General features: G+C 46.4%; 21 protein-coding genes. 5 read left to right on the top strand and 16 right to left on the bottom strand.

Going from position 1 to position 21359, the window contains the following annotated elements:
* Window positions 1-46: 46 nt before the first annotated feature.
* On the bottom strand, window positions 47-3052 hold the full coding sequence (locus tag QUB68_RS20205) for a leucine-rich repeat domain-containing protein (RefSeq protein ID WP_332995796.1): 3006 nt from the start codon (window positions 3050-3052) through the stop codon (window positions 47-49).
* 549 nt (window positions 3053-3601) lie between these two features.
* Window positions 3602-3964: a DUF433 domain-containing protein gene (locus QUB68_RS20200; RefSeq protein ID WP_442923106.1), complete on the bottom strand. Its 363-nt coding sequence runs from the start codon at window positions 3962-3964 to the stop codon at window positions 3602-3604.
* Between the two features lie 277 nt (window positions 3965-4241).
* On the opposite strand from QUB68_RS20200, the gene QUB68_RS20195 reads away from it, so the two are divergent.
* Complete coding sequence (locus QUB68_RS20195) at window positions 4242-5129, top strand: aspartoacylase (RefSeq protein WP_332995841.1); 888 nt, start codon at window positions 4242-4244, stop codon at window positions 5127-5129.
* 125 nt (window positions 5130-5254) lie between these two features.
* On the opposite strand, the gene QUB68_RS20190 is transcribed toward QUB68_RS20195, so the two are convergent.
* On the bottom strand, window positions 5255-5965 hold the full coding sequence (locus tag QUB68_RS20190) for a phosphatase PAP2 family protein (protein ID WP_332995795.1): 711 nt from the start codon (window positions 5963-5965) through the stop codon (window positions 5255-5257).
* A 160-nt stretch (window positions 5966-6125) separates the two neighbouring features.
* Between QUB68_RS20190 and QUB68_RS20185 the strand changes: the two genes are divergently transcribed.
* Window positions 6126-7205 carry a M23 family metallopeptidase gene (locus QUB68_RS20185; RefSeq protein WP_332995793.1) on the top strand — a complete coding sequence of 360 codons (1080 nt, stop codon included), beginning with the start codon at window positions 6126-6128 and terminating at the stop codon, window positions 7203-7205.
* A 197-nt stretch (window positions 7206-7402) separates the two neighbouring features.
* Here QUB68_RS20185 and QUB68_RS20180 read toward each other — a convergent pair whose 3' ends face one another.
* Window positions 7403-7543, bottom strand: a complete 141-nt coding sequence (locus QUB68_RS20180; RefSeq protein ID WP_332995791.1) for a hypothetical protein — start codon at window positions 7541-7543, stop codon at window positions 7403-7405.
* A 1-nt stretch (window position 7544) separates the two neighbouring features.
* Window positions 7545-7778 (bottom strand): hypothetical protein, encoded by a 234-nt coding sequence (locus QUB68_RS20175; protein ID WP_332995789.1) that lies wholly within the window; start codon window positions 7776-7778, stop codon window positions 7545-7547.
* A gap of 193 nt (window positions 7779-7971) precedes the next feature.
* Here QUB68_RS20175 and QUB68_RS20170 point away from each other — a divergent pair, with 193 nt between their 5' ends.
* Entirely contained in the window at window positions 7972-10119 is a 2148-nt protein-coding gene (locus QUB68_RS20170) for a flavin-dependent dehydrogenase (RefSeq protein ID WP_332995787.1), read from the top strand.
* Window positions 10120-10293: 174 nt separating this feature from the next.
* Here the strand turns inward: QUB68_RS20170 and QUB68_RS20165 are convergent, their stop codons facing one another.
* From QUB68_RS20165 to QUB68_RS20150, 4 genes are all read right to left on the bottom strand, one after another.
* Entirely contained in the window at window positions 10294-10854 is a 561-nt protein-coding gene (locus QUB68_RS20165) for a Uma2 family endonuclease (protein ID WP_332995785.1), read from the bottom strand.
* Between the two features lie 274 nt (window positions 10855-11128).
* Entirely contained in the window at window positions 11129-12460 is a 1332-nt protein-coding gene (locus QUB68_RS20160) for a hypothetical protein (RefSeq protein ID WP_332995782.1), read from the bottom strand.
* Window positions 12461-12689: 229 nt separating this feature from the next.
* Window positions 12690-13391, bottom strand: coding sequence for a (2Fe-2S) ferredoxin domain-containing protein (locus QUB68_RS20155; RefSeq protein WP_332995781.1), 702 nt, complete (start codon window positions 13389-13391; stop codon window positions 12690-12692).
* A gap of 67 nt (window positions 13392-13458) precedes the next feature.
* Window positions 13459-13704, bottom strand: a complete 246-nt coding sequence (locus tag QUB68_RS20150) for an Asr1405/Asl0597 family protein (RefSeq protein WP_332995780.1) — start codon at window positions 13702-13704, stop codon at window positions 13459-13461.
* Between the two features lie 248 nt (window positions 13705-13952).
* Here QUB68_RS20150 and QUB68_RS20145 point away from each other — a divergent pair, with 248 nt between their 5' ends.
* Window positions 13953-14495 (top strand): Dps family protein, encoded by a 543-nt coding sequence (locus QUB68_RS20145; RefSeq protein ID WP_332995778.1) that lies wholly within the window; start codon window positions 13953-13955, stop codon window positions 14493-14495.
* A gap of 140 nt (window positions 14496-14635) precedes the next feature.
* Here QUB68_RS20145 and chlP read toward each other — a convergent pair whose 3' ends face one another.
* Window positions 14636-15856, bottom strand: coding sequence for a geranylgeranyl reductase (gene chlP / locus QUB68_RS20140; RefSeq protein ID WP_332995775.1), 1221 nt, complete (start codon window positions 15854-15856; stop codon window positions 14636-14638).
* A 550-nt stretch (window positions 15857-16406) separates the two neighbouring features.
* On the opposite strand from chlP, the gene QUB68_RS20135 reads away from it, so the two are divergent.
* Window positions 16407-16799 (top strand): hypothetical protein, encoded by a 393-nt coding sequence (locus QUB68_RS20135; RefSeq protein ID WP_332995774.1) that lies wholly within the window; start codon window positions 16407-16409, stop codon window positions 16797-16799.
* Between the two features lie 130 nt (window positions 16800-16929).
* Here the strand turns inward: QUB68_RS20135 and QUB68_RS20130 are convergent, their stop codons facing one another.
* From QUB68_RS20130 to QUB68_RS20105, 6 genes are all read right to left on the bottom strand, one after another.
* Window positions 16930-17382 carry a hypothetical protein gene (locus tag QUB68_RS20130; RefSeq protein WP_332995772.1) on the bottom strand — a complete coding sequence of 151 codons (453 nt, stop codon included), beginning with the start codon at window positions 17380-17382 and terminating at the stop codon, window positions 16930-16932.
* Window positions 17379-17558, bottom strand: a complete 180-nt coding sequence (locus QUB68_RS20125; RefSeq protein ID WP_332995770.1) for a hypothetical protein — start codon at window positions 17556-17558, stop codon at window positions 17379-17381. The genes QUB68_RS20130 and QUB68_RS20125 overlap by 4 nt, the downstream gene beginning before the upstream one ends.
* Before the next feature lie 16 nt (window positions 17559-17574).
* A complete protein-coding gene (locus QUB68_RS20120) occupies window positions 17575-18717 on the bottom strand; it encodes a tetratricopeptide repeat protein (protein ID WP_332995768.1) in 1143 nt (380 codons plus the stop codon).
* Window positions 18718-18721: 4 nt separating this feature from the next.
* A complete protein-coding gene (locus QUB68_RS20115) occupies window positions 18722-20035 on the bottom strand; it encodes an NB-ARC domain-containing protein (RefSeq protein ID WP_332995767.1) in 1314 nt (437 codons plus the stop codon).
* A 160-nt stretch (window positions 20036-20195) separates the two neighbouring features.
* Window positions 20196-20399 (bottom strand): hypothetical protein, encoded by a 204-nt coding sequence (locus QUB68_RS20110; protein ID WP_332995765.1) that lies wholly within the window; start codon window positions 20397-20399, stop codon window positions 20196-20198.
* A gap of 16 nt (window positions 20400-20415) precedes the next feature.
* The gene (locus QUB68_RS20105) at window positions 20416-21342 is read right to left on the bottom strand and encodes a tetratricopeptide repeat protein (RefSeq protein WP_332995763.1); all 927 of its coding nucleotides are present in this window, start codon (window positions 21340-21342) and stop codon (window positions 20416-20418) included.
* Window positions 21343-21359: the final 17 nt, after the last annotated feature.

Below are 21359 nucleotides of genomic sequence, written 5' to 3'. Positions count from 1 at the left end.
ACGCATCGGGCCGAGAAACCGAGCAAATCAGGGATCTCGATCTAATTTAGCGTCCTAACGGTAGCTCGATTTTGACACCAACTTTTTCACCAAGGTCGATCGCCTTATTAGTAATATCAATCGCGCCTCCCACACCAGTGCCGAGAATACCAGCCAACGCGACAAGGGCTGTTAAGCTTTTCTTTATCCTGGCTTTATTCCATTCGTTCTCCGGTTTCTTGACTTCCGCTTCGACATCTTCAATATCAATAATTACTCCCTCGCGGATGTCTTCGGGGAACTGCGCTGCGGTTTCGCGCATTGATGAAATCAGTTGTAGAATTTCAGCGGTATTCGCGTTATTGATTTGAATGCCGCCAGAGGGTGTTTGTTGGGCGTTGTCTTTTACTTCGTTAGCGATAGCGGCGTTGGCTATTTGTGCGCCTTGAAAATTATTGTTGTTTTGGGGAGAATCTTGAGTCATTTTGTTATTACCTAAGTGAACGTTGTACACAATTTGCTGAGAATTATAGGAATCTACACGATCGCCATATTCTCTTCCGTATTTTTCCATTTCTTCGCCGCCCATTTGGTTTCTGCGCCGAACTTCGATCGCATCATAGCCATCCAGCAACTGCCGCAAATCCAGTTTCAGCTTAAGTTTGCCCACACGCACAGTATTCTCGCCCATCTCCTCCAGCCCTAGCAATTCCTCGTAATCCAGCGGTTCAGCATCGGGATAACCGGGGACAGGAACCCATTGCCCAACTTCCAGGTTTGCAAAAGAATTGTGGATTTTGCTAAACGTATCGCGAATCATGGTGAGAAAAGAACGCCGCGTCGATTCCCGCCCGCTAACAGCAATAAAGATTTTTCGATCTTTCGGGTCAGATTTGATCCGGGCGATGTTGCACACGTCAGCGCCTTCGCAGTACGCCAGCATTACGCCAGTCCGCCAGTGGATTTTGTCGTGGATTTTGTGTTGCATCAGGACAATGAAGCGCGAGACGATGCTGTCGGGGAGGATGTCGTAGTGATATTGAAATTCCAGAGTTTCGCCTGCGAGTTTGGTGTTTTCCGGTTCCTCTTTCGGCAAGAGGCCGGGGATGAGGAACCTCGGCGCGGCGCAATCCCTGACAGGGAAGCAGAGTTGAAATTCGCCCATCAACTCGGTGAGGCAATTGTAACGGTGGCTGGGATATTTATTTGAGTCGAGGATGCGGCTGAGTTCTGCGTAGGTGAGAATGCCTTTAGTATTGACTTTGAGATGTTCGTCGCTGAGGAGGGCATAGATTCCTTCTGTCACCCAGTGAGGGTTGAGGATGTTGGTGGATTGCAGGATGGGGTGTTCGCGGAAGTTGAGGACAATGCCCAGGTTGTGCAGCAGTTCCAGCAATTGGGTTTTGTCGGTTTCTTCCCAGATGTTTTGTTTGCAGCAGATACTGGCGTATTCACTCATGTTGATGAAGTCTTTGTCAAGGGTTTCCAGACTCTGCTTGACTTGAAACCAGCTTAGCGGCAAAAGATCGTAAACTTCTTTGAGTTCGGAGATTTCGGTGTTGATGGCGCTGCGGAGTTCGTCGATTCCCTTTCCGCTTTCGCAGGAGGTTTCGAGGATGGCTTTGATGTTGGGATATTTGTCGCGCAAGGCTTTGCGGTTGAGATCGAGGGGTTGTTCGTCGCACTTGTTGCCGACAATGATCACGGGGGATGCGTCGCCGAAGCTTTCGATCAGTTTCAGCCAGTATTCGAGGCGGTTTTCGTCTTCGCTGATGCGGCAGTTGCACACGAGCACGTAGAGGCTGCGTTTGGTAAGGAAAAATTGGTGGGTGGCGTGGTAGATTTCTTGTCCGCCGAAGTCCCAGACGTTGAGTTTGACGGATTTGGTGTTGACTGTAATTTGCCAGTCTGTGATGTTGAGTCCGTCGGTTTGAGGTTCGTTGGGGTTGTATTTGTTGTGGGTGAGGCGTTTAATCAAGGAGGTTTTGCCGACGCTACCTTGCCCGACTAAAAGGACTTTGGCTTCGTTGAGGGGGCGGACTTCGCCACTGCGGAGTTTTTGGAGATAGTTGAAGATGGCGGCGGGAGTACCGGATTCATCTTCGTTGCCAAGAACTTCTGGAGAAATGGGCAGGGGATTGCAGCGGAGGTCGAGTGTTTCAATTTTTGGCAGTGTTTCCAAGCATTCTGGGATGGCTGCAATATGATTGTCTCTGAGGTTAAGCCGTGTCAGATTTGACAGTTGCCCGATCGCCTCTGGGATGACTGTAATCTGATTGTATCTGAGGTAAAGCAGTGTCAGATTCGACAGTTGCCCGATGACTTCTGGGATGACTGTAATCTGATTGTTACCGAGGACAAGCTGTGTCAGATTCAACAGTTTACCGATGACTTCTGGGATGACTGTAATCTGATTGCTAAAGAGGGAAAGCTGTGTCAGATTCAACAGTTTACCGATGACTTCTGGGATGACTGTAATCTGATTGCTACCGAGGACAAGCTGTGTCAGATTCGACAATTGCCCTATAGCCTCTGCGATGACTGTAATCTGATTAAATCTGAGTTCAAGGTTTGTGAGATTGGAGAGTTGCCCTATAGCCTCTGGGATGACTGTAATCTGATTGTGATGGAGGAAAAGCTCTGTCAGATTCGACAATTGCCCGATCGCATCTGGGATGACTGTAATCTGATTCCTACTGAGGACAAGCCCTGTCAGATTCGACAGTTGCCCGATCGCATCTGGGATGACTGTAATCTGATTGCTATCGAGGTCAAGCTGTGTCAGATTCGACAGTTGAGAGATCGCCTCTGGGATGACTGTAATCTGATTGTCAACAATCGAAAGTATTTTTAAGTTTGTTAACTGAAAAACTACATCAGGAAACTCTGTTAACTTATTCCCAACCCACTCTCCTTTCTCCTGATCCAACTTCCCCAACACCAACGTCTCAAGCTGCGTGCACTTGCCAATCTCCGGCGGCAATTCCTCCAACTCCAGCCCCGCCAAATCCAATTCCGTCAATTTTTCCTCAGCCGCCCGGTGAATTCGCCGCAGTGCTTCCTCTCGCGTCATGCCCTTTGTTTCCCCGTGTGTTTCCCCGCCATCTTGTTTCTATTCTGGCAGTCATTTTGGCTATCCGGGAAAGATGAGCCGCGATTGTGGAGGCGAGAAACCGCATCGAGGCGAGAAACCGGGTTTCTACGAGTTTTTGGTTGGGTGACGATAAATATCGAGAGAAACCCGGTTTCTGAGATTTTCGCATGGGGCCAAGAAACCGGGTTTCTATGAGTTTTTGAGTTGGGTGACGAGAAATACCGAGAGAAACCCGGTTTCTGAGATTTTCGCATGGGGCGAGAAACCGGGTTTCTACGAGTTTTTGGTTGGGTGACAAGAAATATCGAGAGAAACCCGGTTTCTGAGATTTTCGCAGGCCAAGAAACCGGGTTTCTACGAGTTTTTGGTTGGGTGACGATAAATATCGAGAGAAACCCGGTTTCTGAGATTTTTGCATGGGGCCAAGAAACCGGGTTTCTACGAGTTTTTGGGTTGGGTGATGATAAATATCGAGAGAAACCCGGTTTCTGAGATTTTCGCATGACCATAATAAAATAGCGCCATTTATTAAGCACCATGTACAACAGATTGCTTTTCCCGTTCGGCTTTCAATTTTCGCAATCTTTCCGTAGCAGGATGAGGATTTGCTGCTTGGATTTTTCGCTGCTGATGCGACCACTCTAACCAATCTTGTAAATATCCACTTACTGATTCTTTGTTCAGCAAATAATACAAAATAGTCGTATAAAATTCTGCCAAAGTTAGAGAAGGGTATAATTGCTGAATTTCTTCGGCCGTGCGTTCCCGATACAGATATTCATACAGTACCGTCTCAATCCCGATCCGATGTCCTTTGATGCGAATATCATCCGGTGCTAAAAAGTCAAAATAGTCATTTAATTCCATATCTAAAATTCCTCTTTTAGCCATCTACTATTATACTCATTATATGAAATAGCGATCGTAGGCATGAGCCAAGCAACTAGGGATGGGGCGAGAAACCGGGTTTCTATGAGTCTTTGGTTGGGTGACGAGAAATACACAGAGAAACCCGGTTTCTGAGATTTTCGTATCGAGGCCAAGAAACCGGGTTTCTATGAGTTTTTGGTTGGGTGACAAGAAATACACAGAGAAACCCGGTTTCTGAGGTCTGTGTTACCAACAGATGACAAATGATGGTATGCTTGGCATAGAAACTTGTTTGTTTATGAATCAAATTAAACGTGTTGCCATAGTGGGAGGAACCCACGGAAACGAACTCACAGGAGTATACCTTGTGAAGAAGTTCGATCGCGCGCCAGAGTTAATTGGTCGATCGACCTTTGAAACAATCGCCCTGCTAGCCAATCCCCAAGCCTGCGAAATCGGGAGACGCTACATCGATATCGACCTCAACCGCTGCTTTCGCCAGCAAGACTTAGAAAATCCCCACCTCACCAGCTACGAAGCCCAACGGGCGAAAGAACTCTACCACATTTTTAGCTCAAAAAACAATCAGCAACAAAATTTAATTATCGATTTGCACAGCACCACATCCAACATGGGGCTAACCTTTATTCTCGCCAGCCAGCATCCCTTTAACCTGCAACTAGCAGCTTATTTAACCTCTCTGTATCCCCATCTCAAGCTACTCGCTTCGCCAACCAATCATCAAGATAGTCCTGTGCTGCGATCGCTCTCCGAGTTAGGCGGTACGCTGGAAGTTGGTGCAGTGCCGCAAGGCGTTTTAGATGCGTCTTTGTTTCAGCAAACTGAGCAAGTTATCGGCACAATTTTAGACTGCGTAGAAGCTTACAATCTAGGCACAATGCCTGTTCTAACAAATCCGCTGACTGTTTATCAAAGCATTCAGGCGATCGACTATCCCAGAAACAAGTCTGGAGACATTCAGGCAATGATTCATCCTCAGCTACAATCCAGAGATTATGAAGCCCTGAATCCCGGCGATCCGATGTTTTTGACCTTTGACGGCGAGTCGGTCTTGTATGAAGATAAATCGACCGTTTATCCAATCTTTATTAACGAGGCGGCTTACTACGAAAAAAAGATTGCCATGTATTTGACCCAAAAGAAAATTGTTTCTCATGGTTCGTAGTGAGGACTTTAGTCCTTCTTATTGCGGACTGAAGTCCTCACTACGAACCTTGTTTCTGGTTTGTAGTGAGGACTTTAGTCCTTCTTGTTGCGGACTGAAGTCCTCACTACGAACCTTATTTATTGTTATTTTTCGGTTAAATTATGGGAGTCAGGCGACAAAAACTTCTCTTCAGGAACAGCACGAGAATCCTGAAACTGCTGCCATACTTTCAAACTAAAAATACAGGCGAGCAGCCATACAAAACCAGCAATATAACCAGCAATAACGTCCGTAGGCCAGTGAACTCCGAGATAAAGCCGGCTCAAACCAATAGCAGCAATTAATACAACTGTCAAGCTGTAAATCAACCAGCCCTGTTTGGGAAAGCGCGCACCCAAAAAATATCCTAGCAAACCGTAAACAACCATGGAAATCATCGCGTGCCCGCTAGGAAAACTGTAAAACTTTACCTCAACCGCGCGCTCCCAAAGTTGAGGTCGATCGCGCGCAAACAGTTGTTTTAAGAGCATATTTAAACCAACCGCCCCAGCGCCAGTAATTGCGATCGTTGTGGCTTCCGATCGATGTTGGCGCACCCACAACATAATACCCAAACTCACGCTCAGCATCAGCAGCAAATTTGGCTCCCCCAAAGCTGTCAAGGCGAGCATGATGCGATCGCGCACCGGATCGTGCAGGCTCCTGAGATATAGTAAAATAGATTTATCGAAAGCGTAGGTTTCCTTTTCCCAAACCTCACGGGCAATGGTGGCAAATGCCCACATCGCCAAAGCAGCAACAGCCAGGCCGCCAAGCCGAATTATCGAAATCAGCGATCGAATTTTAGAGAGCATTTTTTAAGTAATTAAGAATTAAAAATCCCAAACAGACAATAGTACAACAAATCTAGGAAACGAAAAGATGCGATCGAGCGTCTAGATTCCTGAGCAAGTATATTGTGAATGATTAATTGATTTTTCACTACCCACCTCAGCTTTTACATCCCATCGGCGAATGACTATACTATCAAAAAAACAGATTTCGGCAATTTTGTTGACCGTAGGGTTGACAAATATCGCTAGTTGTGCAGATAAAACCGGAGTTAATAGCCCGATCGCCCAAGCCAACTCGATCGCCCAACGTCTAGTATCAACCGCAGTCGCCCAACAGCCCAACAACCCCAAATTCGGTCAGCCGATCGCCTGTACCCTAGGAAAAGACTGTTTTGTACTGCTGTATTTCGATCGCGATCCCAGTCCCGCCGCCGTCGATTTTGGCTGCGGGCGGCAAACCTACGACGGGCACGACGGCACAGACTTCGCCATTCCCGACGCCAAAACCATGGCGAAAGGAGTCCCAGTTATCGCCTCCGCAGCGGGTAAAGTTTTGCGAGTGCGAGATGGTGTAGTCGATCGGCGTTTGCAAAACCAGACAGACAAAGCCAACGTCGCAGGTACAGAATGCGGCAACGGTATGGTAATCGATCACGGCGCAGGTTGGGAAGCCCAATATTGCCACCTTCGCCAAAACAGCATTGTTGTAAAGCCGGGAGTCCAAGTACAAAAAGGCACTGTTTTGGGCATGGTGGGGAACTCTGGGATGGCATCTTTCCCCCACGTACACGTCACTTTTCGCTATCAAGGTAAGCCAGTAGATCCGTTTGTCGGGCCCGATGCCAAATTAGGCTGCAACACCGCCCGCAATCCAATTTGGGACAAGCCGATCGACTATATTTCCACAGGTTTAATCCGCGCCGGTTTTGCCCCCAAGCCACCAGATGAGAACACTGTCTGGGCAGGACAATTTTCCGAAACTCAACTACCTGTAAACAGCCCGGTTTTATTGTTTTGGGTGCAGAGTTACGGAGTCCTCAAGGGCGATCGCGAACAATACAAAATCTTTGCACCCGATGGCAAAACAATCGTCAACGACAGCAAGGAAATTCCAGCCCCCAGCCGCACTCGGTTGCGTTATGTTGGCAAAAAAAACAGTACCAATTCTCCTCTGACTCCTGGAGTGTGGCGCGCCGAATATCGGTTGACGCGGGGCGATCGGGTTGTCGAAGAAGTTAAGCGAGAAGTTGAATTGCGCTAGCCACCAAGGTATACCATTTTCGATTTTCGATTTTCGATTTTCGATTCATACCAATTATGAAAAATATTGCTACAACCGAAATTAGAGCATCTCATTTGTAGGGAAACGGCATTGCCGTATCCAGCGGAGATTTATGCCTGCCGGACAGATAATTTCAAGATAATTAATAATTGTAGCAAGACTTTTTTAAATTGGGATTAGTTTGCGATCGCACTCAAAAATTTATGCCACAAGTCTATAATTTTTACACGATCGCCAATTCTACCGGACAACGTAGCTACCATCAGCTTATTGTCGCCGGCTTGATCGCACTTGCAGAATGCTTCGGATTTTGACAATTTAGGGCAAATTTTCCCAAGCTTGAGCCACAATCTCGCTCAGCCACCGCCTTTGAGCCAAATCGAGCAGATTGTCGTCGGCGAGAACCTCGGCCTTCAAGTCCTCCAAAGACTGAGATCGCGATCGAGCAATCTGAACCACACCCACGATCGCCGACGCCACCAATTCTTCATTCAGCGGCTGCTGACGCAAAGCAATCATTTCTTGAGGATTCGTAGGAATGGGATAATTCATAAGAGTGCATACCGAGGAAAGTAGATACAGACACGCTGCGGGTCAACCGCGAGCGCGATCCATCGCAAACCTAAAAATGTGAGAACATTGTAAACTTATTTAAAACTCAATAAGTATTCGGGAGTATAGCGTACTTCGCTCCCTTGTCAACTCCCCCATCTTTATTAATTTATTCAGAATTGAGACCCCAATCATGCAAGAAATTCTTTATCTAGAAGTCCCCACACCGGATACAGCAGCCGTCTGCACCTGGTTGCAGCACGAATTTGACCCCGGAATCGGAGAAAAAATTATTACTCCTGACGGTTTCCGGCTGCTTTCACCCGCAACAGCAGCGGAGTTGGTCAAATCTGCAAGTCAAAATGTCAATCCTAAACCCGCATTCGCTGACACCAATTCCAGAAACGGCAATTCGCGATCGACAGAACTTTCCACATTTGTCTGGTCAGTCCAGCGCACAACTTATTTAAAAGTCTTTCGTATCGAAGACGCGCCCTCTGGAGAAAGAAAATTCCTGCAAGCTCTGAATCTGGCGGTCAGAAACAAGTTTCCCGATCGCTATCCAGAACCCCCTGTCATAGACCTCTCCAAACAGTCAATTTTTGACGCTCTTGCCCCCTATTACCCCCTCACCGTCAAATACTTCCAAAAAATGCCCAAAGGCGAATACGACCTCCAGCGCGTCTACTGGTGGGAGCAGCGCTGGCGCGAAGGCACTCGCAATCCTCAAACCCCAAAACAAGTAGTGTTCTTGAAGAAGGAAGAAGGTTCGGCAACGGATTCTGTAACGGATGTAGCGGATGTTAAGAAGAAGAAAGAAGCAAGTTCGGCAACGGATGCTGGTGATACTGTTTACGACTTGATTTATATTGGCGGGGCTCTGGGAGTGATTCACGCCGCAGTCATGGCGAGATTGGGCTACCGAGTCCTGCTGGTGGAACGAATGCCTTTCGGGCGGATGAATCGCGAGTGGAATATTTCGCGGGATGAAATTCAAAGCTTAATTGATTTGGGTTTATTTACGGCTGCGGAAATCGAAACTTTGATTGCCAGAGAATACAAAGATGGCTATAACAAGTTTTTTGATGCTAACAATCCGCCCGTTGCCCGATCGCCAGTTCTGCACACGCCGAAGGTACTGAATGTCGCTTTGGACGGCGAAAAACTGCTGTATTTGGCGGGAGTTAAGCTGACAGAAGCTGGCGGGGAAATTTGGGACGAAACTGAGTTTATTAGAGCCGATGTCGAAGCTGAAAAAGTGATTGTTCAGGGCTGCCACCTGCCGACAAAAGCCGATCGCACCACCTCAGCAAGGCTGCTCGTAGATGCCATGGGTTCGGCTTCTCCGATTGCTTGGCAATTGAACGGAGGGCGGGCTTTTGACAGCGTTTGCCCGACCGTCGGAGCTGCCATCGACGGAGGATTTGAGCCTGGGGTTTGGGATTCCGAGTACGGCGATGTTCTCTACAGTCACGGCGACATCTCACGGGGACGCCAGCTCATTTGGGAGCTGTTTCCCGCTGCTGGTGGAGAACTTACAGTTTATCTGTTTCACTACCACCAAGTAAATCCCGAGAATCCCGGTTCTTTGCTGGAATTGTACGAGGATTTTTTCACAATTTTGCCGGAGTACCGCCGCTGCGATCTCGATAAATTAGTCTGGAAAAAGCCGACTTTTGGTTATATCCCCGGTCATTTTAGCAGCAACAGCAGCGATCGCGCGGTGGCGGTCGATCGCCTAATCGCGATCGGCGACGCAGCATCGCTGCAATCTCCCCTCGTTTTCACCGGTTTCGGCTCCCTCATCCGCAATCTTTTCCGCTTAACTGACCTTTTGGATACAGCTTTAAAGCACAACTTATTAAGTGCCAATCACTTAAACCAAATTCGCGCCTACCAGAGCAATGTGTCAGTAACTTGGCTATTTTCTAAAGGCATGATGGTTCCCACCGGGCGCAGTTTGCCACCCCAAAGAATCAATTCAATTCTCAATACCTTTTTCGGTATTTTGGCAGAACAAGAACTCGCCGTAGCCGAAACTTTTATTAAAGACAGAATCGACTGGCTCACTTTCAATAAATTAGCTATTCAAGCAGCCGGAAAAAACCCTTCTTTGCTGCTGTGGATTTTAGATTTTGTCACCTTGGGGGATGTTTGGCACTGGTTGGGGAGTTACTTGAGTTTTACTTTGCTGGCTTTAGCAAGTTGGCTGTTCGGATGGCTACCCAGTTTCGCCCGCAAGGTACAACCTTGGCTGGAACCCCGGTATCCGGGTGTTTGGCTGTGGCTGTTGGCTACCAGCTATGCTCTCACCTACGGCATGGGAAAGGGGAGAAAATAGAAGACCGGGCGGTTGAAACCGCGGCTATACAAACAAAACCCGCATTGCCAAGGGTTGAAGAACAGGCGGTTAAAATTACGTTTTACATTATTTTCTTGACACCGCGGAGGACGTTCGGCGAAGCTCAGTCGAGCCGCGGACATCATTTTTGTAGCTGCGGTTTCAACCGCCGTATTAACTAAAACTCAACCACCCAAAAACTGTTTCAACTGTCAATTCTAATTCGATTCCACTGAGTACGGGCAATTGAGCAGCGCCTTTGTACAGTTCCACTTTTTTACCGGGAAAAACGGCCAAAATACTTTCTTCCTCCGGATACATCAACCACCCCAATTCTGTGCCATTTCGGGAACAGTGCAGTAATTTACTCAGGACTTTGGTTTGGCTTTGTTCGGGAGATAGAATTTCAATTGACCAGTCTGGATGAATGTCAAACCGGTTAGCAATTCTTCCCGATGACTGGATGGGAATTCTTTCCCATCGGAATACTGCGACATCTGGCACAATTGATGCACCGCCAAAAGTGCAGCGCAACTCTGGAAAAGCATAGGCAATTTTTGGTGTTTCGACTATCTGATTAATGACAGCACAAAATTTAGCCTGCAATCTGCTATGTTCGCCTTGAGGCATGGTTTTTTGAATAACTTCTTCATCAATAAAATCTGATGCAGGTTCAGTTTCTGGAAGTTTTAGGAACTCTTCTAAAGCGACTTTAACTTTAACGAATGCAGTCATCAGTCAGTTCTCTTAAAAGTAAACTGGATAGGAAACTTTTGCCGACTTATCCCAATCTGAAACTTATCGCAGTGGACAGTTGACAGTGGACAGTTGACAGTTGCATAACCCGAATCAAATCATTGATGCAGTACGGGTATCGGCTCTATTCATCAAGTTATTTATGTCCTCACCGATGTGGCGGTTGCTATAATTAGCTGTTTTTTTGGTAATTGGTAAATCTGAGCAATTACCAATTACCAATTGCCCATTACCAATTACCAACTTGCGTTTGCTATCCAAAACTCGGCAATTCAATTTCAGCGAGCGATCGGCGTTTTTTAGCAGCCCGCAGCGGACTGGCGATCGAGGCCAGCCAGTCGGGTTGTGCGACTGCTGTAGATTTGGCTTCAGTCGATCGCACTTCTTGAATACCAAAGGTTTCAACGGAATTCAAAATTTGAACCGCCCTAGCCAATTCTTGGCTGCCTAATGTGGCAGCCGTTTCTGGTTCAGACTCAGTTACCGACAATTCAGGTGGCACAACCGCAAGGGTAGAGTCAGTTGCCAGCTCCTGAGGCTGGTGGGTTTCGCTCGGATGCAATTGAATGCCGGATGCTTCGGCTAATTGGTTGAGTTCCAGATTTGCTGTAGATTCAGGGTCGATCGCACCGGCAGCAGGTGCTACCTCTGGATGCTCTTCGGGATCTGACCAAGGCTGGACAGGGGAAGCGTTGAAGGCTGGCGGCAGCGGCACCTGAGAGCTTTTGACCGCCTCCAGCAAGGATTCTAATTGCTTGTGGGCAGTATCCTCGGCACCCTCAGGCGGCTCGACGATCGGCGATTTGACGTGCGGCATCTCCAGACTTCTTTCCAAGGCAGCTTTGAATTGCAGGGTGTGGCGCTGCTGGCGGTGCAAGCGCGATCGCAATTCCTTGCAAACATTTTCTGTGGCTACTAGCTGATGAAACTGTTCGTTGTAGCGTTGCACAGTAGACGCACATTCTCGCTCAACAATCGCTAACCTGGTTTGGCTAGTTGCCAACTTATTTCTTAAACTCTCGACTAAAATTTCTTGACCCTGGAGAGTTTGATGAGAAACATCCACTTTGCCAAACAGTCGCGCCAATTGTTCTTGAGTGTCTTCGAGTGTTGCAGTCCGCTGAAGAAGCAAGGTTTCGCGTTCTAGCAAGGTCTTTTGCGACACTTCGAGAGCTGTTTCTAGCTGGGCGATGCGGTGCAAAAGGTCGCGGTTGCATTCGTGCAGCGCTTGCATCAGGGTGACTGGGGTCGATCCTTTGCTCTGAGCCTGTTCGGCATTGCCAAGCAGATTTTTTAGATTCTCTGAAATCGGGGGCGAGTTCGCCTCGGTTGGTTGTGTCTGAGATGGCAAATTGTTCGCGGAGGGTGTTGTGGGAATTGCATCTACGCTGAGCGCGTTGGGAAAATCTACTGTTTGCCAGTCTTCTGCTGGCTGTTGGGGAACCCTTGCGGGAGTTTCTGTCGGATGGGGAGCGATCGGCTCAAAACCCCCAGCAGCAGCAAAATTTGACTGCAATGGTTCGTTATCCGATTGAACAGCAGGGTGCGGTTGGTGCTGATTGGCTCGAAGATCAGCTTCTGACATGGCTTTTTATCCCAATAGTCACAGGGTCTCAGATACAGTCTATCCTGATAGATTCTCCAAAAGAAAGCCCTTAGCCATTAGTCATTGGTCATTGGTCATCAGTCATTGGTCATTGGTCATTGGTCATTGGTCATTGGTCATCAGTCATTGGTCATTGGTCATTGGTCATCAGTCATTGGTCAGAAGCAAAATTCTCCTACTCGGACACTCTCTCATGCCGCGCGATCGGCTAAGCTTTGACAACTGCAAAATGTTTGTCAATAATTGCTGGAATTTCTGCTGGTGAAATGCGGCTGTAGCGAGTTTTGTCCGGCATCACAACTATATTTGGCCCAGCTTTGCACTGTTTGAGACATCCGGTTCCCTGAACTGTCACTTGCCCTTCTAAACCCCGGGCATTCAAAGCATTTTCTAAAGCTTTACAGACTGCTGCGCTGCCCCGCTTCTGGCAGTCAGATTTTTGACATACTAATATTTTGGTTTGGGTTTTTGCCGCAGCTTTTTCAGTTTTAGCTGCTGTGGGAGAGCTGACTTCGATTTTGTCGATCGCGCGATCCTCTTCGTTGATGAGCCTCCCGTAGGGGCGGGCTTCGCCAACGAATGTCAATACCGCAGCAGGTACACTGGTAGAGTCTAGCTGTTCGGGCGATCGATCGTTGTGGCCCTGAGCCAGCTTGAGACTGCGAGCTTTAAGTTTTATTTTACCATTTTTCAAATTGAGTTCTTTCTCACCCGCAACTTGAACTCTCAACCCAGTCGTCAAAACAGGCGCTAAAAATGACCGCAACTCCTTGGAAAGTTTAACCAGAAACTCTACTCCGCGATCCGTACCAATTCGCAAATATTTAAGTTTGTAACCCTCTTCAATAACTAGGCTGAGGATTTCTCCCTCTAAGCTGAATTCGGAAACTTGCTTACCAGATTGATACATTGTTATAACTCCGTGACATCCGTTAAATCCGTTAAATCCCGTACATTGTTCGTTGGCCAAACTGCCTTTAGCCGATTTGCCAGCAGCACTCCAGCAAATGCACAAGTTCGCCCCGTGAAGCGCTCAATTGCCTCAAAACACTCGCTAATTGAGCAGCTTGTTTAGCCGTGCTAATTTTTGCCCGCAAAGGTTGGTCAACTCCGCACCAGCAGGGAATTTCTAGTTCTTGCAAGCGTTGGTAAACCTGCCATCTGTCTAGCCAACTGACTTGCACGATGTCACAGACTTCTAATCCTGGATCTGCTGGATTCATTTTTTTTAACAACAATAATGATTTGCATTAATTTTTGCTCTCGATCAACCCCACTTTCTGGAAGCATTCAAAACGAGCATCTTTTTCAAGCATAACCCAACTGCTAATAATTCTCAATAGGTTGAGAATAAAATTTTCCTACTCTACAAAATCTTCCACTATCGAGGCAGACCCTGCTTGACTGGTAAATCTGGGATGCTAAACTGACTCTATTGGCAACAAAACTGCCTATTGAGAGGAGAACACACATGGCTGAGATTCAGAGTGCATTGAGACCGTTTGGTCACCTAGCCGAAAACCCAGTTCTACTGGAACATTCAGTCACAGCACCCATTTGTGAAGGGATGAACGCGCTGCTGGCCAGTTTTCAGGCGCTATACCTGCAATATCAAAAACATCATTTTGTGGTGGAAGGGGCAGAATTTTACTCCTTGCACCAATTCTTTCAAGAAAGCTACGGAGAAGCTCAAGATAACGTCCACGAATTGGGCGAGAGGTTGAACGGATTGGGCGGCATACCAGCAGCTAGCTTTAGCAAGTTAGCCGAGATGTGCTGTTTCGAGCCGGAAGCCGACGGCGTGTATTCCTGCCGCCAAATGCTGGAACATGATTTGACTGCGGAACAAGCTATAATCGGTTTGCTGCGCCGTCAAGCAGGACAAGCAGAAAGTTTGGGCGATCGAGCTACGCGCTACCTCTACGAAAAAATCCTGCTAAAAACAGAAGAGCGAGCTTATCACATTTCCCACTTCCTCGCCCCCGACACCTTAGTCCAGTTGAGCTTGAACTAACAACAGGTTCGTAGTGAGGAATTCAGTCCTTCTTATCTTAATGAAGAAGGACTAAAGTCCTCACTACAAACCAGATTAAAAAAGCGAGCAGTTTTCAGACTGCCCGCTTTTTTATACAAAGTGCGATAACCTACTCAAAATTAAGGAGCTAAAGCACTGCCGCGCAACAAGCTACCAATGGTTTTCGCGGTAATCTTCATCTGAATGAAGGGATTGGCCGGCACAACTGTTTTATACAAGTAGCTATCGAATGTGAGTTTCTGCACATCGCGATCGGCACACATTTCCACAAAAGCTTCGCGAGTAGCATCAGAACGGTAAAACACCCGTTGCAAAATGTCAAGCACTTTGTAAGTAATCCCGTAGGCTTTATCCCAGCGCTTCAGATAAAGCTTGATTTCCTGTTCAGTCGGAATGCGCGTACCCTGCTGAGAAATCTCAACAATAGTTTCAGCGCACATCCGGCCAGACTTAGCGGCAAAATAGATACCTTCGCCCGAAGACTTGGTAACATAACCAGCAGCGTCACCGATGAGAGCAACTCGGCCCACAACCCGGCGGGGACGCGGATGTTCTGGGATGGGGTGAGCTTCCACTTTAATGATTTCACCGCCGAGGAGTTTTTTGGCAGCGCGGGCGCGGACTCCTGCTTGCAGCTTTTTGATATTGGCTTGATTGACTTTCATCGTGCCGGTACCGACGGCTACGTGGTCGTATTTGGGGAACACCCAGGCGTAGAAGTCGGTGGAAACGTCGTCGCCGACGTACATTTCGGCTAGACCTTCGTAGTAAGCCATTTTATCTTCTGGGAGGCGGATGCGCTCTTGGAAGGCGATCGCATAATTGTAGTCACCAGCATCAATCGCCTTTGCTACGCGGGAGTTAGCGCCGTCAGCCCCGATTACCAAATCCACTTTCAGAGTTTTCTGAGTTCCCACAGCGGTGCCGTTGGAGTGGTCGGCGTAGTGGAGAATGTAGGGGTCGGTGTTGTTCGCGGGAATCTCTAAGGTGTGAACGGTACCGTTAATTAGTTTGGCACCTAAGGAAGCGGCGCGATCGCGCAAAAAGCCATCGAGCACTTCGCGGCGGCACATACCGATGTATTCGTGTTCGTTTTCGATATTGATGTCCACCTCTACATTGGAGGGGGAAATCATTTTCATTTTTCTGACTTGGCGATCGATAATACTTTGTGGCAAGTCAAATTCTTCTACCATGCACAGAGGAATTGCTCCGCCGCAGGGTTTCGCGTTGTCTAATTTGCGCTCAAATAAATAAGTTTCGATGCCTGCTTTTACCAATGTTTCGGCGGCGCAAGAACCGGCTGGCCCTGATCCAACAACTGCAACCCGTAGTGTCAAAGCTTTTCTCCCCAATTTTTTCTATAGTTTTTACCAGTCAGATGTGATGGTATCACGGACTTGAGAGGCTGTGGGGTGAGAATCGGAGATTTAAATGAATTGCAACAGAGCTTAACAATTAGATACGAAAATGGTCATCGGGGTGCTGGTTTTGCTCGACAATCTTAAATCTTTAACGGTAGATGAACGCGGAGGGACGCTGATGTGCGATCGAATTAAATACTGTAGGGACAAAACATAGCCCTTAATTGTGTCAACTTCGCAAAGTTAAAACTTTTTGTATATCTCGTTTACCGCCGAGGCCTGATCCCCCTAAATCCCCCGAAAGCAAGGGGGACTTTGAGAAGAATCTTGTCCCCCCCTTCTTAAGGGGGGCTAGGGGGGATCAGGGCCTTGAACGCCAGACAGAAGACTGGCATTACGTTTGACATTAAGCACTGCCGTGTCTTGGCGATATCTCGACTAAAAACTGCTATGCGTGGGCGCGAACTCCGTGCAATTACGTTACATTTAAGTTAAGTAAAGCTCCTATATAAAATTTCAAATTGCTATGCTAGGTAATTTTCAACAAAGTCAATTGCGGATTGAGGTTGAAGCTTCGGAGACTGCGATTCGGGACAGTTTGATGCGTCCTGTGCAGTTGCAGCAGTGGCTATGGCCTCAGCAGTTTTCTAAGGGTTTGCCGGAATTGCTCGATCGCGAATTGACCTTCACGAGTTGGATAGGCCCGGTAGCGGTGCAGCACTATGTGGAGATTGCCGAGTCAAATTGTCTGCGGCTGTTGTTGAGTGAGGGAATTGACGGGTTTCACGAGTGGTATTGGGGCGACGGTTGGGTGCAGTCTCGCTTGGAGGGAGTCTCGCTGCTACCGCTGAATTTGGGACAAACCGCTAGTTTGTTGCGTTTGCGGGAGTTTTTGGCGGGGAAGGGGAAGGGCAAGTAGGAAGTAGAGCAAAATCATTTAAGTGTAATTATCGTAGGGGTGGGTTCGCCCTAATCTCCAATACAAATCCGAGTTTCAATAAACCCACCCCGGCCGGGATATTGCGATCGATCCGACATGATATTTAGAGCTAATTCACCTGAATCAAGTCTTTTTCAATTAAATTAGGTTGATTTGTACTGTCCAATTCTAGGTAAAACGACACACTCTCAATATCCCAACTAACCCAAGCATGGGGAACTAGCATTACTCCTTCTATTAAAAAAGACTGTACTGGTTCACCGATATCGGGAAACGGCCCATCGACGATCGAAATTGAAGATTCCACGGTTCTGAAGTGACCAGATTCAGCGGGTTCGGCAACATAATGCCACAGTTCGCGAATCGATGTTTTGACTCCCTGGAAGACTAAGTAGCATTGAGGTATAAAAATAGTTTCTGTCGCCGTAGGATTCAGCGGATGTCCTGGAATTACGCCGAGATTGCGCGTAGGAATCACCATTTTATCATCTACAGCGATCGGCATATCGTAATCACTGGCGATCGTATAAAGTTTATCAAAATTATTTTGAATAATTGTCATGCTTCCTTCTCCAAAATAGTTGTGCGGATAGTCTGCAAGGGAATATTATAACTGCTATCAGGTCTAGGTGTTTGTCTAAAAAATTGTTGGTTGGCAAATCGAGGTTCAAGATTGCCATTTTCTACGATGACGCGCAGGCGCAGGTGATTTAAAGTATCTGCATCAAGCAATATCAAGTTTTTTGTCCTGTACTTAGCTAGCACCTTTGACTACGCTACGGAGAATTTCAAGTTTTTCCCGGTAGTAAATAGTGTCAGAATGAGAGTATCCTAAACGGCGATCGCATATCTTAATCGCTTCTAAATACAGGCTTTCTGCTTCGGTGTACCGTTTTAAATCTCTGTATAGTGCTGCTAAATTATTGAGCGTAATGGCTACAGTTGGATGATCTGAGCCTAAAAGTTTCCTATTTAGTTCCAAGGCTTTTAAATAAATTAATTCTGCCTCTTCATAACGTTCTAAACCATGATAAACCATTGCCAAGTTATTTAAACTAGAAGTGTGATCGGGGTGTTCTTCTCCGAATAAGCGCTGATACAGTGCAACGCTTTGTGACAAAATCGGTACCGCGTCGCTATAACGTTCCCAATCGTGGTAAAGCAATCCTAATCCATTGAGAGTATCTGCTACATCAGAATGCTCTTCCCCAAATAATTCTTTTCTCATTCTCAGAGCTCTATCGTAAAATTGTTCTGCTTCAACATAGCGTTTCTGAAGCCTGTAGCATTCTCCTAAATTATGCAAGCTATCTCCTAAATCTTCATGGGTTTCCTCTAACCGCAGTTTTCTAATTCCTAAAGCTTCTAAAAGCATGGTTTCGGCTTCCTTGGTTCGCCCTAGATAATTATAAAGCGTTCCCAAATTATTTAAGATTCCTGACACATCAAGATGAGTTTCTCCCAGTTCGTGTTTGCTCATTTCTAAAGCTTCCAAATAGAATTTTTCGGCTTCTTGATACCTGCCTTGCTTTTTATAGTTCAATCCCAAATTACCGAGACTGTGCGCTACAAAGGGATGAGATTCACCGAAACGAGCTTTAGTAACGAATAAACATTCTTCAGACCAACGCCCTGCTTGTTTATAAAACCCTCGAATGCGGTCAAACCTTTCTAAGCCGACAAACAGCCACATTAAACGATCGCCTTCAAGAAAATCTGTTAGGTACGTTGCCGCTTCTGCTATATGAGGTATGCTGAGAGTCATTGCTGCCATAAACTGAGGGTGATTCTCGCTAGCTGACACAGGCACTTTTTTAGCTTCCTCTGCCATTGCTTCTGCAAAAGCATATTTGAGTTCTTCAGCTTCAGTTAATTGCTTTAGTTCAGTTATTTGCATATTTTTATTCCTCTAACTTACTTTTGAAAAATTCCATGATTAGTGAATGCAAACGATAGCTTTGTTCCCCATTGTATTGAATCAAATGGAAGCTGATTAAATTCTTTGTAGCTTCTTCCAAATTCTCTGGGTTGAACTTTTCACCTTTTGGGGAACGCTGACAGCGTTGCTGTTCTACACTCTCAACTAAATGCCAAGGAATGAGAGTTGAAGCAAACAGACTTAGCAACTTGCCTAAGCGTTTGGTGTCGCCATCTAATTTTTCCCAACTCAACTCAAAAGCTGCTGCTACTCCTCGTTGAGCAGTCAAATCCCAAAATGGATCATTTTGTTTGCGGATGAGTGACTGATGTTCTAGTGACTTTTCTTGCAGCCGGAATAGCATCACTGATAAGGATAAATCCGGCACTTGATTTAGATACCTCCCCACCAATTCTAACCCTAATGGTAGATATCCCAACCACTCACAGAGAACATTAGCAGTTTCTGGTTCTTGTTCGATCCGAGCTTTGCCAACTAGATGTTCTGATTCTAACAGTTCTAAAGATGCTGTTAAAGTCAACACATCCAAACTTAAATTCTGAATGTTGGTCAACTTAAGCCGGGTTGTCATCAGCACTTTAAAACGGGATTTAGCAGGCGGTAAGTAAGGCTTGATTTCGGGGAATTCCGCAACATCATCTATCACAACTAGCACAGATCCCGCTCCTGGCCAGTTCTGCCAGCACCAATCTACTTGTTGCTTGAAATTCAGTTGTTTTCCGCCTAGCTCTTGCGGCACTTCTAAATGTAGATAAATTTGGAAAAAATATATAATTTGCTCGTAAATGTTCTGTTTTGCTCCGGTTTCCAACCAGCAAATACCGTCTGGGTAGTAAGTTAAATGCTGATAGGCATATTGCACAGCCAATTCTGTTTTTCCCATTCCGCCCATGCCAGCAACAGCAACAATGGCAATCCGATCTTGCTGTTGCAATTGTTGGTGCAGTGTTTCTAGTTGCGTCTGTCTTCCTACAAATTTAATAGCACCCGTGTAAGGAATGTTTTGGTAGGTAGTTAGTTGAGATTGCGGAGTTTGTTCCTCAATTTGAGGGTCGCCTTCGTCAATAATATCTTCCCAGTTTGCCTCTATAACTGTACAAATTTTGACAAAAATTTTATAGGAAATAGACTCTTTTTTCCAAAATCTCTTTAAGGTTGATTCTGAAATATATGCCAACTCATACCAAGCCTTTTCTCTTTTTGACCAGCCTTTTTTAATCCTAAGCCGATCAATAATTTTTAACCCCTTGTCAGAAGCTCTGAGAGTCGCAGCCATAAATGATTTTCTACTTATGTTTTTGATTGGTTCAGTTTTTGTTCACTTAATCTAGTCCTCAAAATGACCAAATAATGACCCAGATGTGACCCGGAAAGCCTTTCTGCCTGCCTCATGCTGGAAGTATGGAGACAGCAGTTAGCGCTAACTCGTTGGTTCCCTACTCAAAAACTTGACTAGGAGACACGAGAATGAATTGCAAAGTCTTGATTTCCCCCTTGTTCATACTAATATGTGCGATCGCCCCTTCGACTTTGGTATTGGGGGCAGTTGCCAGCACGTCAACTAACCCAACAGTGAAAACTGAGACATTGTTGAAGAATAACGTGGCTCCAAAGATTTGCCTAGACAGGGATGGTAACAAATATCACTGTCCTTAATTAATCCAGATTACCATTGGTGGGCGATGTGCAGGACAGTTCCTTCAGGCGTTTTCGTGCCATCCCCATCCAAACACCTTTGTCTCGGCTATCGCACTTGGGATACTTGTTAACGTAATTTTTCCAAGCTTCCGCAGCCTCAGTACGGTATCCCAAGTTTTCTAGAGCTTGTGCCATGAGAGCGTGAGTAGAAGCGCGATCGCTATCTAACTCTAAAGATTCTTGTAGCTTTTCCAAAGCTTCTTCATAGAGTCCTAGTTCTATCCACGCCCAAGAGAGGTAAGTCAACAATGCCGCTTTTACTATTTTGTCGGTTTTAACGCTATCTTCTTTTACCAATTTTAAACCTTGTCCGCAGATATCGACAGCCAAGTCATACTTTTTATCTTCAATGATGTGCAAGCGAACCAAGTTACAGTAAGCAGCCGCAAAACCATGCGATGCCGCTTTACGATAGAGCTTTATAGCGTGGTTGAAATCTCCAAATCGTTCGTAACTCCATGCCTGATTGTAGTAACTTGCGGCATTATCTGGTTGGATTTTAATGGCTAAATCGAACTCTTTTTTTGCTTGAGTTAAGTCACCATTATTATAGTAGTCCAAGCCGAGATTGTTAGCTGCGATCGCTGGTTCTACCGCGACACTTTCAATAGCTGGCGGTTGCCGTCGCGAGTACCGCTCTAGTGTCGCCCTAAAACTCTTTTTTTCGACTCGTTCGCCTAACGATTTTGAGAGGAGCTTCCACAACCGAGAACCCACCTCCTTGATATGAGAGTAATTATTGTGGGGGTCATCATCGTGAATTTTCTGGTAGCTACTACCTTCCCAAGCACCGGAAACTATCAGTGTTTGCAGATCGTTGAGCGGTTTTCCTGTCTGGGCAAGAACCAACTCGTTGACACATTCTAACGGAGCTTTAACGTCCATCGTTTGGGTAGATGTAA

Source organism: Microcoleus sp. A006_D1 (genome assembly GCF_036702805.1).
Classification (GTDB): domain Bacteria; phylum Cyanobacteriota; class Cyanobacteriia; order Cyanobacteriales; family Microcoleaceae; genus Microcoleus.
Note: the sequence above shows the minus strand (reverse complement) of the source record. Positions and strands in the feature narration are given on the sequence as shown.